Annotated in this window: 12 protein-coding genes; 9 read left to right on the top strand and 3 right to left on the bottom strand. The window is 28.8% G+C overall.

The window, feature by feature from the left end; genetic code table 11:
- Positions 1 to 88 precede the first annotated feature (88 nt).
- The 3 genes from MHN29_RS09285 to MHN29_RS18280 all read right to left on the bottom strand — a co-directional run bounded on the left by MHN29_RS09285 (position 89) and on the right by MHN29_RS18280 (position 1,977).
- Positions 89 to 655, bottom strand: a complete 567-nt coding sequence (locus tag MHN29_RS09285; RefSeq protein ID WP_235274879.1) for a TetR/AcrR family transcriptional regulator — start codon at positions 653 to 655, stop codon at positions 89 to 91.
- 223 nt (positions 656 to 878) lie between these two features.
- Entirely contained in the window at positions 879 to 1,373 is a 495-nt protein-coding gene (locus tag MHN29_RS09280) for a hypothetical protein (RefSeq protein WP_235274880.1), read from the bottom strand.
- A gap of 52 nt (positions 1,374 to 1,425) precedes the next feature.
- Positions 1,426 to 1,977, bottom strand: coding sequence for a TetR/AcrR family transcriptional regulator (locus MHN29_RS18280; RefSeq protein WP_255689374.1), 552 nt, complete (start codon positions 1,975 to 1,977; stop codon positions 1,426 to 1,428).
- A gap of 182 nt (positions 1,978 to 2,159) precedes the next feature.
- Between MHN29_RS18280 and MHN29_RS09270 the strand changes: the two genes are divergently transcribed.
- From MHN29_RS09270 to MHN29_RS09230, 9 genes are all read left to right on the top strand, one after another.
- Positions 2,160 to 3,803, top strand: coding sequence for a tetratricopeptide repeat protein (locus MHN29_RS09270; protein ID WP_235274881.1), 1,644 nt, complete (start codon positions 2,160 to 2,162; stop codon positions 3,801 to 3,803).
- A gap of 160 nt (positions 3,804 to 3,963) precedes the next feature.
- Positions 3,964 to 10,794: a T9SS type A sorting domain-containing protein gene (locus MHN29_RS09265; protein ID WP_235274882.1), complete on the top strand. Its 6,831-nt coding sequence runs from the start codon at positions 3,964 to 3,966 to the stop codon at positions 10,792 to 10,794.
- A gap of 6 nt (positions 10,795 to 10,800) precedes the next feature.
- The gene (locus tag MHN29_RS09260) at positions 10,801 to 10,977 is read left to right on the top strand and encodes a hypothetical protein (protein WP_235274883.1); all 177 of its coding nucleotides are present in this window, start codon (positions 10,801 to 10,803) and stop codon (positions 10,975 to 10,977) included.
- Positions 10,978 to 11,181: 204 nt separating this feature from the next.
- Positions 11,182 to 11,619 carry a MarR family winged helix-turn-helix transcriptional regulator gene (locus MHN29_RS09255; RefSeq protein WP_235274884.1) on the top strand — a complete coding sequence of 146 codons (438 nt, stop codon included), beginning with the start codon at positions 11,182 to 11,184 and terminating at the stop codon, positions 11,617 to 11,619.
- Between the two features lie 54 nt (positions 11,620 to 11,673).
- Positions 11,674 to 12,612, top strand: a complete 939-nt coding sequence (locus tag MHN29_RS09250; protein WP_235274885.1) for an NAD(P)H-dependent oxidoreductase — start codon at positions 11,674 to 11,676, stop codon at positions 12,610 to 12,612.
- A gap of 12 nt (positions 12,613 to 12,624) precedes the next feature.
- Positions 12,625 to 13,695, top strand: a complete 1,071-nt coding sequence (locus MHN29_RS09245) for an ankyrin repeat domain-containing protein (RefSeq protein ID WP_235274886.1) — start codon at positions 12,625 to 12,627, stop codon at positions 13,693 to 13,695.
- 5 nt (positions 13,696 to 13,700) lie between these two features.
- Entirely contained in the window at positions 13,701 to 13,985 is a 285-nt protein-coding gene (locus MHN29_RS09240; protein ID WP_235274887.1) for a putative quinol monooxygenase, read from the top strand.
- A 23-nt stretch (positions 13,986 to 14,008) separates the two neighbouring features.
- A complete protein-coding gene (locus MHN29_RS09235; protein WP_235274888.1) occupies positions 14,009 to 14,710 on the top strand; it encodes an SDR family oxidoreductase in 702 nt (233 codons plus the stop codon).
- Positions 14,711 to 14,728: 18 nt separating this feature from the next.
- The gene (locus MHN29_RS09230; protein ID WP_235274889.1) at positions 14,729 to 15,826 is read left to right on the top strand and encodes an L-dopachrome tautomerase-related protein; all 1,098 of its coding nucleotides are present in this window, start codon (positions 14,729 to 14,731) and stop codon (positions 15,824 to 15,826) included.
- Positions 15,827 to 15,864: the final 38 nt, after the last annotated feature.

The raw sequence follows: 15,864 nt of genomic DNA, 5'->3' as shown, positions 1-15,864 counted from the left end.
TAATCATTTTTCAAGTACCTGTTATAGGTACAAAAGCCGAAAATGAATGTTATTAAATTATATAGGATTATTATTCGACTTTATATTATTAAATTTTTTGATGGATATCACCTAAATCATAGGTGTACCTTCTTATAAATTTTTGTTTTACCAAGTCTAGAGGATAGTCATCAAAAGAGTATATATAATTAATAGCTATCCCGTCTAAATCGGAAACAAACATGAAGCTGTCTACTATGGTAGCATGCTCAGAATATTCACTAAGTATTTTATGAGCATTATCTAACAGGAATGTATATTTTTCCTTTATCAAATCATTCAATATAGCTTTTGTAGTAGGCTGTAACATTACATTCAAATACAATTGAAAGAAGAGTTTATCTTCAACCATTTGTTTAAAAGCACCATCAATGAGTTCAATTAATCTTTCCTTAGGAGAAATTTCCTTTTGAACACTATCGTTTATTTCAACAATAATGTTTGTTGTTTTTTTAAATATTTCTCTCAACAACTCATTTTTGTTTTTGAAATGATGAAAAACAAGTCCGTTAGACACCTTAGCAGCTTCACATATCGCGGAAACCGAAGTTTTTTCAAATCCACGCTCAGAAAATAATCTTGTAGCGACTTCTAATATTTGTTCTCTTTTATCCATATAATCATGTGTTTATAAAAACCGACTGACTAATCGGTTTGCAAATGTATGAAAAAATAATAGAATAAAGATTTGTTAATATCTTTATTCTATTTATTGAAAATCAGTCGTTTATTTATAATGTGATTTTACTTTGAATTAATTAAAAGAAATAAAAGTTTTAAAGTAATTTATTGAACAACTTTTTAATGAACTAATTCAAATAAACTATGAAGAAATATCTTTATAAAGATTGTTTTGTATTTTTCAGGCTATTTATTTCTTTTTGTTTTCTCGGAGAGGGTTGTCCCGTTTCAGCATAAATTACTAAATCATTTAATATACCTGGATATATTTTCTTTAAAGCCATTTTCATTGGAATCTGTGCAATAGTTCCAATTAAAGGTTTTACTTCAATACGAGGACCGAGTATAATCTCAGTTTTAGTATCACTTAGTTTTTTTAACTTCCATGTACTAACTACAGAACGAACAAAAAAGGGCAAACCTTTTACAGAAAATTGTAATTCATAATTTACATCATCTATTTTTATAATAGTATCCATAAGTCTACCGCTTTCAGTTTCGCAAACTCTATCAAAGTCTTCGTTAGGCTTAGCCTTTCTGCATTTTGGAGTTCCAGCTGCCCATAAATGAGCATCGTAAAAATCATCAATAATAAATCTCCAAACTTCTTGAATTGGTTTATTAATATTTCGTTTAAATTTTAAGTCTATCATGGTTTATTGTTTCATGGAGTGAATGTTCATTCCATATTAATTGTAAAAAATTTTATTCTTTAATTCCATCCCAAATCATTTGTATGTGATTTTTTAAGGATGTTGTTGCTTTTTCTGAATTATTTAGATTTTGTTTTAAGTAAGATGAAATACCACCACCTATAAAAACAAGTATCTCTTGTGTACTAATGTTTTTAATTATTCTATTAAGTTTTCCTTTTTCTAAGAGAATAGCTACAATTTCTACAGATTTTTGTCCTTTCACTTTATTCTCTTTCGTAATTATAGGAGAGGCTTCTAGTTGTTGAAGAAAGTTAAAATAAGATGGATTATGAATAAAAAAATTGATGATAACTTTTAAGTAATCTACAAACTGTTTTTTTATAGTAGCATCAGTATTTACTTTTAAAAATAAGGTTTCCTCTTGCTCTTTAATGCCTATATAGATTTCATTAATCAAAGCTTCTTTGTTAGGAAAATAATTGTAAATGGTTCCCATACCAGTTCCCGCTTTTTTAGCTACTTCTGACATTGGAGTATTATGAACTCCTTTTGTAACAAGAAGTTCAAGAGCTGCATTCAAAATATTTTCCTTTTTATTCATATTGCAAATATATATAAGTTGGAATGAATATTCCAAAAAATATTTTTATCATTTAAAGAGAGTAGTAAGCTATGTGAAATGCTTCAAAGATTTTAATAAAATAGAAATTGGATAACATTAATTTTTTTTAACCTAAAACAATAAAAATATCTAACAAAATTCTAATTAAATTTGTTTCGATTATGAGATATTTAGTTACCGTTTTTTTCGCCTTAATAATTACCAAAAGTTTTTCACAAGAGGAAGTATTAAATGCAGTTCAATTACATGAAAAAGTAAGAAATGCTATTAACGATCAAGAGAAAATTAAATTGTTGTTACTTCTAGCAGAAAATCAGTATGAAAACGATTTAAATTTTTCAGAGAAAAGAGTAGAGGAAGCTATAGAATTAATAGGTAACAAAGAAGATAGTATCAGTAAGCAACAATTAGGAAAAGCATATGTACTCAAAGGGATAGTAAAAAGGAGAGAAGCCAATCACCCAGAAGCCATAGAATATTACCTCAAGGCCAAAAAAATATATCAAGAACAACAAGATTTTAAGAAAGTTTCAGATGTATACCATAACATGGGAATGGTGTTCAGGCATCAAAAAGAACATGATAAAGCAATATCTTTTTATAAAAAATCGATCAAAGGAAAAGAAGTGGTAAATGATTATCATGGTATGGCAGCTAGTTATAATATGATGGGAGTATCGTATCGTCAATCGAAAAGATTAGATTCAGCCTTAATTTGCTATCAAAAAGCAAAAGAACTATTTAGTAAAGTTGGAAGTGTAAAAAATATACAAAGAGTATATAATAACATGGCGATACTATACCACAGTAGAAAAGAGTACGATAGAGCCATAGCATTAGTAAATGAAAATATAGCTTTTACCAAGAAAAACAACAAAATATATTCATTGTGTACCGCTTATAGAAATGCTTCAAATATTTATAAAAAAACAAAAGAATACGAAAAATCATTAGCTTATATAGATTCGTCAATACAAATAGCCAAAAGAGAGAAGTTTAAAGACTTAATAGCCAAAGGATACCTTAGAAAAAGTTTTCTATCAGCTAAATTGTCAAATTATAAAAATGCTTATGAAGATTATAAAAAATTTAATAGATATTCAGATTCATTGTTTAATATAGAAAATATTAAAAAGATTCAAGCATTAGAGCTTAATTATCAGTTTAAACAAGAAAAACAGGAAATAGAATTATTAGCGGAGTCAGAAAAGGCAAAAAATAATTTATATACCATTATTTTACTCATAATTGTATTGAGTTCGATATTTATAGGGTTTTTATTGAATAAAAATTATAGAAATAAAACGGTTATCCTAAAAAATGAAGTAGAAAAAGAGAAAGAACAAAAAGAGGAGCTTAACAAAAAAATAAAAATAAACGAAGAAGAAATAAAAGGTTTGATAGCTGATAATACAATGCGTTTAGAGTTTAAACAAGAACTTTTAAGTCGATTAAAAGAAGATGTATTATCGGGAGAAGTTAAAGAAATTAAACAAAAAATAAACACGTTAACTTCAGAATTACAAGCTCAATTACAAACAGAAAATAAACTTTCAGAAGTTCAAACAAAAATATCGGAAGTAAATAAAGGTTTTGATTTAAAATTAAGAGAACTGTATCCTACTTTAACAAAAACTGAAAGAGAGATATGTTCATTATTACGTTTGAATTTATCTATCAAAGAAATCATGATTGTCAGGAATGCATCATTAGATTCTGTAAAATCTGCAAGGTATAGAATTCGCAAAAAATTAAAGCTTAACTCAGGAGAAGAGCTTGAAAAATTCATTCAAAACTTATTTTAATACTTTAAAATAGTGTTTTTGTTAAAGCGCTGTTAATCAGTTTTTAATGTTGTTTTGCCACTTTTTGCCACCACTAAAATCAACCTGAAATGAAAGAGTAAGTGTATATTTGATTACCATAAAACAAACTACTTACACAAACCCTTTCAAAACCCACTTCATGAGAATAAAACAACTAACTATTTTATTTTTATTCCTTAGTAATTTAGTCTTAGCCCAAGAAACTTTAGTCCCCGATGATAATTTTGAAAACTATTTAGAAACCCACGATGCAAATGGAAATGTAGTCGCTTTAGGAGCAGCTACAAGTATGGGAAATGGAATTGCAAACGATAATTATGTAACTACTTCAAAAGTAGCTAATGTAGTAAGTTTAGATATTTCTAACCTAACAATTACAGACGCAACAGGAATAGAAGCTTTTACCGCATTAGAAGTATTAAGCTGTTTTAATAATTCATTATCAAGTATAAATCTATCACAGAACTTAGCTTTAAATGATTTAAATGTTGGAAAAAACAATTTAACCAGCTTAGATATAACCAATAATATAGCCTTAACTAAATTGAGTTGTAGTAAAAATCAACTTACTAGTTTAGATGTTTCTCAAAATATACAATTAGAAACTTTAGGTTGTAGTAGTAATCAATTAAATGGTTTAGATGTTACAAAAAATACTGGTTTACTGAATTTATCTTGTTATAACAATTCCTTAGGAAGTTTGGATGTAACCAAAAATTTGTTGTTACAAGATTTGGATTGTGTAAATACACAATTAACCAGTATTGATGTATCTAAAAATACTGAATTATTAGAATTACAAGTGTATGAAAACTCATTAACAAGTTTAGATGTTAGTAATAATGTTAAGCTAATAGAACTCTATGCAGAGTATAATCAGATTACTAGTTTAGATGTATCTAAAAACACAGCTTTAGTAGATTTGTCATGTTATAATAATCAGCTAACGTATTTAAACTTTAGAAATGGAAATAATACAATATTAGACTCAGGTGATTTTGATATAAGAAATAACCCAAACCTTACTTGTGTCTCTGTAGACGATCCTACTTATGCTAATACTAATTTAACCGATAAAGATGCGCATACAGTGTATAAAACATCTTGCACACAAGTTAACGTGCCGGACGATAACTTTGAAGCATATTTAGAAACACATAACAGTACAGGAGGAGTGGTACCAGTAGGAGACCCGACAAGTATGGGGAATGGTATTGCAAACGATAATTTTGTTGGAGTTGAACAAATTAAAGATATTACTTATTTAAATATTTCTAATCAAGGAATTACAGATTTTACAGGAATTGAAGAATTTAAAGCATTGGAAGAGTTACGTGCTTTTAATAATACTGTAACTTCTGGAAGTTTAGATTTAACAGGTAATACAAACCTTACAGAGATTGCTTGTTCTGATATGGGACTTAGTTCTATTAATATTTCTGGTTTAGTTAAATTAGAAAAAGTTGGATTACGAAGTAATAATTTTACTACTATTAATTTAAGTACAAATACAGGGGTGAAGTATTTGTATTTAGATTATAACAATCTTACCGCTATTGACGTAAGTACTAATACCGCTCTTGTCGATTTAAGAGTAAGAGAAAGTTCGTTAACAACACTTAATTTAGCTAACAATGCAAATTTAACTAGTCTATATTGTGACGATAATTTATTAACGACTATAGATGTTTCAAATAATACACTTTTAAGAACACTTAATTGTAGTAAAAATAAGTTTACATCCATTAATGTTAGCGGATTAACAAGTTTAACCGATTTATTTATTGATGATACTCCAACGCTTACAACATTAGATGTAACTAATAATTTAAATTTAGAAGACATTGGAGTAAATAATACAGGGTTAACAGTTTTAGATTTAACTAATAATACAAAGTTGATAGAAGTTTATGCTAATAATACTTCCATAACTAGTTTAGATTTTAGCAATAGCCCAGAAATTGATTATATAGAATGTAAAGATGGAGTACTTACTACTTTAAATCTTAAAAATGGAAATAATAGTAATAGCATAGAATTATATGCTACAGGAAATTCTAATTTACTATGTATTCAAGTAGATGATGCATCAGCTAGTTATTTAAGTAGTTGGAGTAAAGAGAGTAGTACAGCATTTGGAGAAGATTGTAATTGGACTTATGTTCCTGACGATAATTTTGAAAATTATTTAGAAACTCACGATGCTAATAACGGTTTTGTTTCAGTTGGTGACCCAACAAGTATGGGGAATGGTATAGCTAACGATAATTATGTGACTACGGCAAAGATTAAAAACGTTGTAAACCTATTCGCACAATTTCAAGGAATAACTGATTTTACAGGACTAGAAGACTTTACCGATTTAGAAGTATTATTCATTTTTAATAATGTAATAAATACTAGTTTAGATGTAACAAGTAATACGAAGTTAACAAGAATTGATGCTGGAGATATGGGAATAACTAGTATTAATATTACTGGTTTAACTGCCTTAGAACGATTGAGTGTACCTCGTAATAGCCTTACGAGCATTGATGTTTCTACAAACACAGGTTTGAAGGATTTGATAATTTCTTCTAATAACTTATCAGGATTAGATGTAAGTCAAAATATTTTACTAGAAGATTTACAAATTCATGAAACTACTTTAAGTACTATAGATGTTAGTGCTAACGTGAATTTAACAAGAATTATAGCTTCATTAAATCAATTTACAACATTAAATCTTGAGAAAAACACAGCTTTAGAGAGATTAAACTTGGCTAAAAATCCATTTACTTCTTATGATCTAAGTCATCTGACAAATTTGAAAGAAATAAATTTAGATGAAACAAATATTACATCAATAGATATAAGTAAAAACACAAATTTAGAGGAGTTTAGTGCAAGAAACAACAATGAATTAGTAGAACTAAATGTAAGAAATGGCAACAATAGTAGTTTTACCGAATTTGAAGTTGATGGTTGTCCAAATTTAACATGTATAGAAGTAAACGATCCTTCTGCCGCATTTTTATCGGGATGGAGTAAAGATGCTACCGCTAATTATGCAGAGTATTGTAGATTTACTAGCATACCAGATGCAAATTTTGAAACGTATTTAGAAACACACAACCAATATGGAGGTTCAGTGGCTTTAGGAAGTTCTAATAGTTTAGGAAATGGAGTTATTGATGATAATTTAGTGCCAACAGCAAAAATTGAAACAATTCAATTATTAACACCTAGAAATGAAGGAATCCAAGATTTTACTGGGATTGAAGATTTTGTTAGCTTAATTCGTTTATGGATAGATAACAATACATTAACGAATACAAGCTTAGATTTAACAAATAATAAATTATTAGAAAGTCTAACCCTAGAAAATACAGGAGTTACAAGTATAAATGTTACAGGGTTAACAGCCTTAGAATCATTAGAAGCAGCAAACAATAGTTTAACTAGTCTAAACATAACAACCAATACAGGGCTGAAATTTCTAAATCTAGGAGATAACAATTTAACTAGCTTAGATGTAAGTAATAATGACTTAACAAGTTTAACAGTTACAAATAATCAGTTAGGAACTTTAGATGTAAGTAACCAGACTAATTTAACATCATTGTATTGCGAAAACACAAATATTTCTTCATTAAATGTTCAAAATAATACCTTATTAGAAAACTTAGAATGTGGTCAAAACTCATTAACAGCTATAGATGTAACAGCTTTGACAGATTTATTCTATCTATCATTTTTGAATACGGATATTGCTACTATCGATTTAAGTAAAAACACGAACCTAAGTAGATTAGTTTGTGATAATACACAACTTACAACTTTAGATTTGAGTAATCAGAATACGCTAGATAATTTATCATGTAAGAATGGATTATTAACAAGGTTAAATTTACGTAGTGGTAATAATTCAGATTTAGATAATGTAGATGTAACAGGAAATCCAAATTTGACGTGTATTTCAGTTGATGATCCTTCAGCAAGTGTTTTGGCGGGTTGGTTAAAAGATGCAACAGCGAGCTATGCTCAATATTGTCGATTAACCTATGTTCCAGATGATGTTTTTGAAGCTTTTTTAGAAAGCAATGGTTATGGAAATGGAATAGCAAATGACAACTATGTTTATACAGCATTGGTGGAAGTTTCAGAAGGAATAGTATTCCAAAATAAAACAACTTCGGATTTAACGGGAATCGAAGACTTTAGAAATGCATGGTATTTTGTAATTCGTAACAATCCGAATTTAACAAGTATCGATTTAACTCAGAATACTAAATTGACTACATTGAGTTTAGCAAACAACAATCTTTCAAGTTTAGATTTAAGTAAAAATACCATTTTAGAAAAAGCATATCTAGACAATAATACTAATTTAGGAGATGTCAATATTGCTCCGTTATCTCAATTAAACACATTAGATGTTTCAAATACAGGAATTAATAGTATAGATATTTCAAATAATCCATTATTAAGAGTATTAAACCTTAACGATAACAGTTTTACATCATTAGATTTATCAACATATCCAAGTATTTTACAATTAAGAATAGTCAATAATCAATTAACATCATTAAATGTAGCCAATGGAAACAATACCAACTTTACATGGTTTGATGCTCAAGGGAATGCCGATTTAACTTGTATTACTGTTGATGATATTAATCCAGATTCTGGTATATGGCATAAAGATGCTACAGCAAATTATGCCTTGTATTGTGATCTTACTAATATACCAGATGCTAATTTTGAAAACTATTTAGAAACTCACGATGCGAATGGAAATACTGTTGCCGTAGGAAATGTTTTAAGCATGGGGAACGGAATTGCTAATGACAATCAAGTAGCAACTTCAAAAATTAAAGATGTAACTTCATTAAATATAAGCAGTCAAAATATTTCAGATATAACAGGTATTGAGGCTTTTTCAGCTTTAGAATCCTTAAATGTTGATTATAATAATTTAACTTCATTAGATTTAAGTAGTAATACAAGTTTAAAAATCTTAGATGCAGCAGAAAATAATTTTACGTCATTGGATTTATCAGGTTATTTAGCTTTGGAAGAAGTAGAGTTGCGATCAAATTCAATAGAAAATTTAATTGTTTCTAATAATCCAAACTTAACAAAGTTAAGAGTAGGTAAAAATAAATTAGCAGTTTTAGATGTAACAGCTTGTACACAATTAGAAGAGTTAGCAGTACATCAAAATGTATTAGTGTCTTTAGATGTTAGAAATGGAAACAATGCAAATATTACAGATTTTGTAGCCTTATATAATTCAAGTTTAACCTGTATAGAAGTAGATGATGCAGCTGCGACTTATTTAGCAACTTGGCAAAAAGACGCAACAACAAACTTTAGTGAAAATTGTAATGCTACAGTTTGGTTAGGAACAAATGACGATAATTGGAATGAAACAAGTAACTGGGTTGGAAATACAAAACCACAAACTACGAGTAATGTAATTATACCTTACAGAACAAACACTCCAAGATTAACTTCATCTGAACAAATAAATGACTTGAGAATTGCAGAATTTTCATCATTTGAAATTGCAGAAAATGGATCAGCAAAGGTTGATGGAAACTTTAATAATTCAGGAACATTTACAATGAGATCAACAGCTTCTAATAGTGCAAGTTTATTAGTAGAAGGATCAGCAAATGGTGAAGTTACATACAAAAGAGGAGGATTAAAAGCTGGTAAATGGAGTATTGTTTCGGCACCAGTTTCTGGACAAAGTATTAAAGAATTTGTAGAAAATTCAGTCAATAATATTCGAGTGAATACTGCAGTAACTCCAAATCGTTATGCAGTAGGATATTATGATGATAGCAAACCAGATGGAACTAAATGGGTGTATTATACAGTAGATGATTTAGCATCAAATAGTATTGTATTTGAAAAAGGAAGAAGTTATGCAATTTCAAGAGCAACAGATGGAGAAATAAGCTTTACAGGAACTGTAGAAACTATAGATATTAGTAAACCGGTAGCTATATCAGAATGGAATGCCGTTGGAAATCCGTTTACAGCCTTTTTACCAATTAATGAAAATAGCGGAGTAAACTTTATCAATGATAACCTTGCTAATTTTGATCCAATTTATGTAGGAGCTTATGTATGGGATAATTCACAAAATAAATACATAGCCAATACATTAGTAAGTGCAGAGAGTTCATTAGCACCTGGACAAGGGTTCTTTGTAAAAACAGCAGCAGGAGCAAACTCAATCATATTTAAAGAAGCTCAAAGAAAAATTCAACCAGCAAGTGGTGGAATCTTTAGCAAAGGAGTAGGAGAGAGCCAGCCAGTAGTTGAGTTGTCAATAGGCACAAAAGGAGTAAAGGTAAATACAGTTGTAAGTTATAGAAATGAAGCTACCAATGGTTTAGATATAGGGTATGATGTAGGAAACTTTGATGGAGCAAGTTTAGATATTTATACACAACTTATAGATGGCTCATCAGAAAAGAACTTTACTTACCAATCAATACCTAATACTAGAGAAGTGAATATAATTCCAGTAGGAGTAAAGGCTAAAGAAGGATTAGAAGTTACTATTTCAGCAAAGGCAACAGCATCTGAAGGAATGAAGGTTATTTTAGAAGACAAGGAATTAGACAAGTACATTGATTTAAGCAAAGAAAATTATACTATAACAATGTCTAAGACCGAAAATGGAATAGGAAGATTCTATCTACACACACAAGTACAAGGAAAGGTACCTGAGAATACAGTTGCTGATATCAAAATTTACAGTATAAATAGAACGTTAATTGTGGAAGGTATTTTAGGAGAGAATTTTAATATCTCGATGTATAATCTATTAGGAGCAGAAGTTTTCAAAGGAACATATGAAGGAACGAATAAAAATGAGATAGACTTACCAAAGGTAGAAACAGGAGTATATCTAATAAAGTTGGAAACTACTGAAGGAACAAAGAATAAGAAGATAATTCTTAAAAAATAGTCATCGATGAAAAATCAAAATATACAAAATCAAGATCCTAAAATAACTAGAGAAGAAGCTTTAAAAAAGCTTGGTAAATATGGAAAATACGCAGCATTAACAGCTTTAGGCACCTATATGATATTTAACCCACAAAAAGCACAAGCACAAAGTCCAGACGATCCAGGAAGCGGATTTGATTAAAAAATAAAGACAGCTAGTATTTGGTTCTCTATTTGTGTATTATAATAGATGCTTACAAGTTATTTTCCCCTTATAATAATTTAACTACTAGCTGATCTTTCAGTTCCCCTTTAAGACAACTAGAAATAGTTGTTTTTTTTTGAATTAACAATATTTGTATGTACAACTAAAAATTTTATATCTTTGTAATGTTAAAATTTAATAATGAGTAAATCAAAACCTTCATATCAAGAATGTTGTCTTTATTTTACAGCAAATTCCTTAACTAGGTATATAAGTACAATGGCTGATGAAGCATTTAGAATAACAGGATTATCAGCTTCTTATGCACATTTAATGTTATTGTTGATAGACGAACCTGGTTTAGGTCAAAATGAACTCAGTAAACGAATCAATGTAAAAGCTTCTACAATGACAAGATTTGTAGATAAACTAATTATGATGCGTTATGTAGAACGTAAGCAAGAGGGGAGAAACGTATTTGTATATCCAACAGAGGAAGGAATTAATCTTAAACCAAAAATAGATGAGGCATTATCAAATTTATTCGATACTTATTGCAAGGTATTAGGAAAAGATTTTGCGATTAAATTAACATCAGATATTCATAAAGCAAATGAAATGCTTAATGAGAGTAGTTAATAAAAGCTACTTTTTTTTAAAATAAATAAACTTGTATGTACAACTAATAATAAAATGAGAATATTAATGATTGTGGCACATCCGAATTTAGAAAATTCGGTGGCCAATAAACGAATTTCAGAAAAACTACCTAAGTATATTAAGAATTTGGAAGTTAGAAATATCTTAGAATTAAATCCTGATTATAAAATTAATGTAGAAGCAGAACAACAAGCACTAATTGAAGCAGATACTGTTATTTTCCAATATCCATTTTACTGGTATAATATGCCAGCCATATTAAAATTATGGTTCGATGAAGTGTTTAGTTACAATTTTGCTTACGGTGCAGAAGGAAATAAACTCAAAGGGAAAAACTTTTTACAGAGTATAACTATAGGAGGTCCAGCTGAATCATATACACCACTTGGATACAATCACTTCAAAATAGAAGAGTTTAGCAAACCATTAGAGCAAACAGCTTATTTAGCTCAAATGAACTACTTACCACCAATTTATGAGCATGGTTTAGTATATATTCCAGGTGTTTATAATACAAAGGAAATAGTAGAGGAAAGAGCAGATAAACAAATAGAAAAATTGGTAAATGTACTTACAGAGTTACAAATTGAAACCCCAGAAAAAACAATTCAAAAATTTGTTAAACAATGGTTTGGAAATTTTGATGTACTAGCAGAGGAAAACTATTTTACTCAATACATTTCAGAAAATACAAAGTTTAATTTTCCCGAAGGAGAGTTTGTAGGAAATATAGGATTTAATCAATGGTATACCAATATTAAAAAAAGTATTAAACCCAATAATGAACATATAATAGAGTCATTACATATAAAGGAAAATAAGAATCATTTTGATGTTGATTTAGCTGTAAAACTTAAAGCAGAAACCTATACCAATGAAAAAATTCAATTAAATGTAAAGGAAAACTGGAAAGTAAAAATAGAAGAAGAAGGAAAAATAAAAATTCAAGAATATATAGTACAAGAAGTTTAAAATTCATAATCAATGAAAATATATAAAACTATAATACTAGCAATATTTACAGTGCTAATGTATAATTGTAATAAAGCTAAAGAAGAAAAACATACACAAATAGATTCATTAAAAACAACAACAGGCTTACCAGAATTACATCAAGCTATTATAGATAATAATGAAGAAAAAGTATTAAAGTTTATTAAAGAGGGAAAAGATGTAAATGAATTAGATAAGCGAATGGGAAATGCTCCATTACATATAGCTGCACAATTAGATAATCCTAAAATGATTCAAATTTTAATAGAAAATGGAGCCTTTGTAAATTTACATACACCACATGCAGGCCACACACCTTTAATGGTTGCAACTTGGTACTCGAAACCTGAAAATATTAAAGAGTTATTAAAAGCTAAGGATATTAATATCTATGCGAAATCACCTTTTGGTGGAAGAACAGCAAGAGACATTATCGGAGGTTTTGATAAAAACCAAACAGCAGAAGAAAAACAACGATATACAAAACTTACTAATATTTTTGATGCTTATGAAAAACAACTAAAAAGAAAGATTGAAAATCAAAAAATATATCAAGTAGTAATAGATAATAAATTGAATGATGATGAAAAAGCTAAAACTATTAAAAAATTAATAGATTTAGGAGAGCTTGTCAATACAGAATCTTTTATTATTGGTAATGGTAACGACAAACATTCACCTTTATTAGTAGCAACACGAAACAATTATCCAGAAACCGTAAAAGTATTATTAGATGCAGGAGCAGAGATTGGGCAACGTGGTTATTTAATGAATGCTATTTCATTCCATAAAGCAGGTTATATGGGGAATACTGAAATTATGAAAATGTTGGTTAAACATAAGGATGCCCCAAAGTATATTAACGATCAAGGATTAAATAACGGATATACACCTTTACATGATGCTATTTGGCATGGAAATTTTGAAACAGCTAAAATATTAATTGACGCTGGAGCTAAGCTAAATTTAAAAACTTATGAAGGTGATACCCCTTTAGATTTAGCTAAAAGGTATCATTATACTAATATTGTAGATTATATTGAAAAGGTTTCAAATAAATAAAAAACATGATTGCACTTACAGTAAAATCTAGGCCTAAAAAAGAAAATAAAGAAGATTTTATAAATGCTTTTTATGAAATAGTAGATGAAGTTAATAAAGAAGATGGATGTTTAGAATATGAGCTATATTTAAGTACAAGAAATCAGGAAGAAGTTTTTCTTTTTGAACGTTGGGAATCTAAAGAAAAACAGGAAAAGCATATGCAAACAAATCACATGATTGCTTTTTTTGAAAAGATTCAACCTTGGTTTGATCAAGAAACAGAAATGAAAATTTATAACATCAAATAAATTAGAATTAAAAAAAGATAAATATGAAACCTAAGATAGCATTAGTAACAGGAACTAATAGGGGGATTGGTTTTGCTATAGCCAAAGGACTATTACAAAAAGGACATATTGTTATAGCTACAAGTCGATCAGAAGAAAAAGGAAAACAAGCAATAAATAAGCTTTCTAAGTATGGAGATGTTGTATTTTTTCAATTAGATGTTAACAATATAAAAAGTATACAAACTTGTTATGAATTTATTTATTCGACCTATGGTTCACTAGATATTTTAATAAATAATGCAGGAATTAACTATGATACTTGGCAAACTGTAGATGAGGCTAATTTAACTGAAGTTAGACAAACTATAGAAACTAATTTTTTTGGACCTTGGCAGCTCATAAAAAGCTTATTACCTTTACTAAAAAATAATACTAATACATCATCAATAGTGAATGTTAGTAGTGGTTCTGGAGCTTTGAGTTCTCAAATTGGTTCAACACCAGGTTATAGTATATCCAAGTTAGCCTTAAATGGACTTACTTTACAATTGGCTAATGCGTTAAAAGAAAATAATATATTGGTTAATTCAGTATGTCCAGGTTGGGTAAAAACAGATATGGGAGGAATTGGATCAACTAAAACTCCAGAAGAGGGAGCAGACACAATAATTTGGGCAGCATTATTTGAAAAAGGTGATCCGACAGGCAAGTTTTTTAGGAATAGAGAAGAAATACCTTTTTAAAATTTAAGTTATTTACAAATGAAACAAATAAAAATAAACATTTTACTTATTACACTAGTATCAGTAGTAGGACTAGTTAATTGTAAAAGAAAATCAGATCAAAATACTTCCAAAGAGGTTGAAACATTGAAAGAAGAAAAAAAAGAACAATTGCCTAAAGTAACTCAAGTGGCAACGATCAAAGGTCAACAACTTACGGGAGTAACAGTAAGCAATAGTCGAGTATTAGTCAATTTTCCACGTTGGAGAAAAAATGTTAAGTTTTCAGTAGCAGAAGTAAAGCAGAACAATTTTTCAGCTTATCCCAATAAACAATGGAATGCATGGAATATAGGACAACCAGTTAATGATTCTGTTTTTGTAGCAGTACAATCAGTAGTAGCCTCTAATGATTTATTATATGTAGTAGATACAAGAAATCCACTATTTCAAGGGGTTATAGATCAGCCTATTATTTTTGTTTTTGATTTAAAAACTAATAAACTAGTAAAGAGTTATAAATTACCAAAAGAAGCATTTCACAAGAATTCGTATATCAATGATATTCGAATTGATAATCAAAGAGGTTATGCTTATTGCACCGATTCAGGAAAGGCAGGATTGGTTATATTGAACTTAAAAACAGGTGAAGTAAAAAGAGTATTAGACGAACATTTTTCTACAAAAAGCGAGCAAGCCTATTTAACAATTAATGGAAAGAAATGGAACAATACAGTACATTCAGATGGAATTGCTTTTGACGTAGTATCAGGAATGTTGTATTATCATGCTTTAACAGGATATAACTTATATGGAATTTCAGTAGAAACATTAATAAAAGGTTCAGAAAAAGAGATTGAAGAAGCAGTTCAATTAGTTGCTAAAACAGCTGCACCAGATGGAATGCTTATCAACAAAGGGAATTTATACTACGGAGATTTAGAACAACATTTAATACAAACATATAACCTAAAAACTAAAAAAATAACGACCCTGTTATCAGGAAATAAGGTAAAATGGGCAGATACATTTAGTTTAGAAAATGGTTATTTATATTATACAAACTCTAGAATTCATGAAGCATCAGGAGATATTTCAGATTTAGAATTTACAGTGAATAAAATTAAAGTTGATTAGACATTCAATACAAAGTTTAATTTAGTAGATAATTCCCT

Origin of the sequence: Tenacibaculum sp. Cn5-46, assembly GCF_022347705.1 — a bacterium.
Lineage (GTDB): Bacteria > Bacteroidota > Bacteroidia > Flavobacteriales > Flavobacteriaceae > Polaribacter > Polaribacter aiptasiae.
The sequence above is the reverse complement of the archived record's forward strand: the minus strand, read 5'-3'. Positions and strand labels throughout refer to the sequence as shown.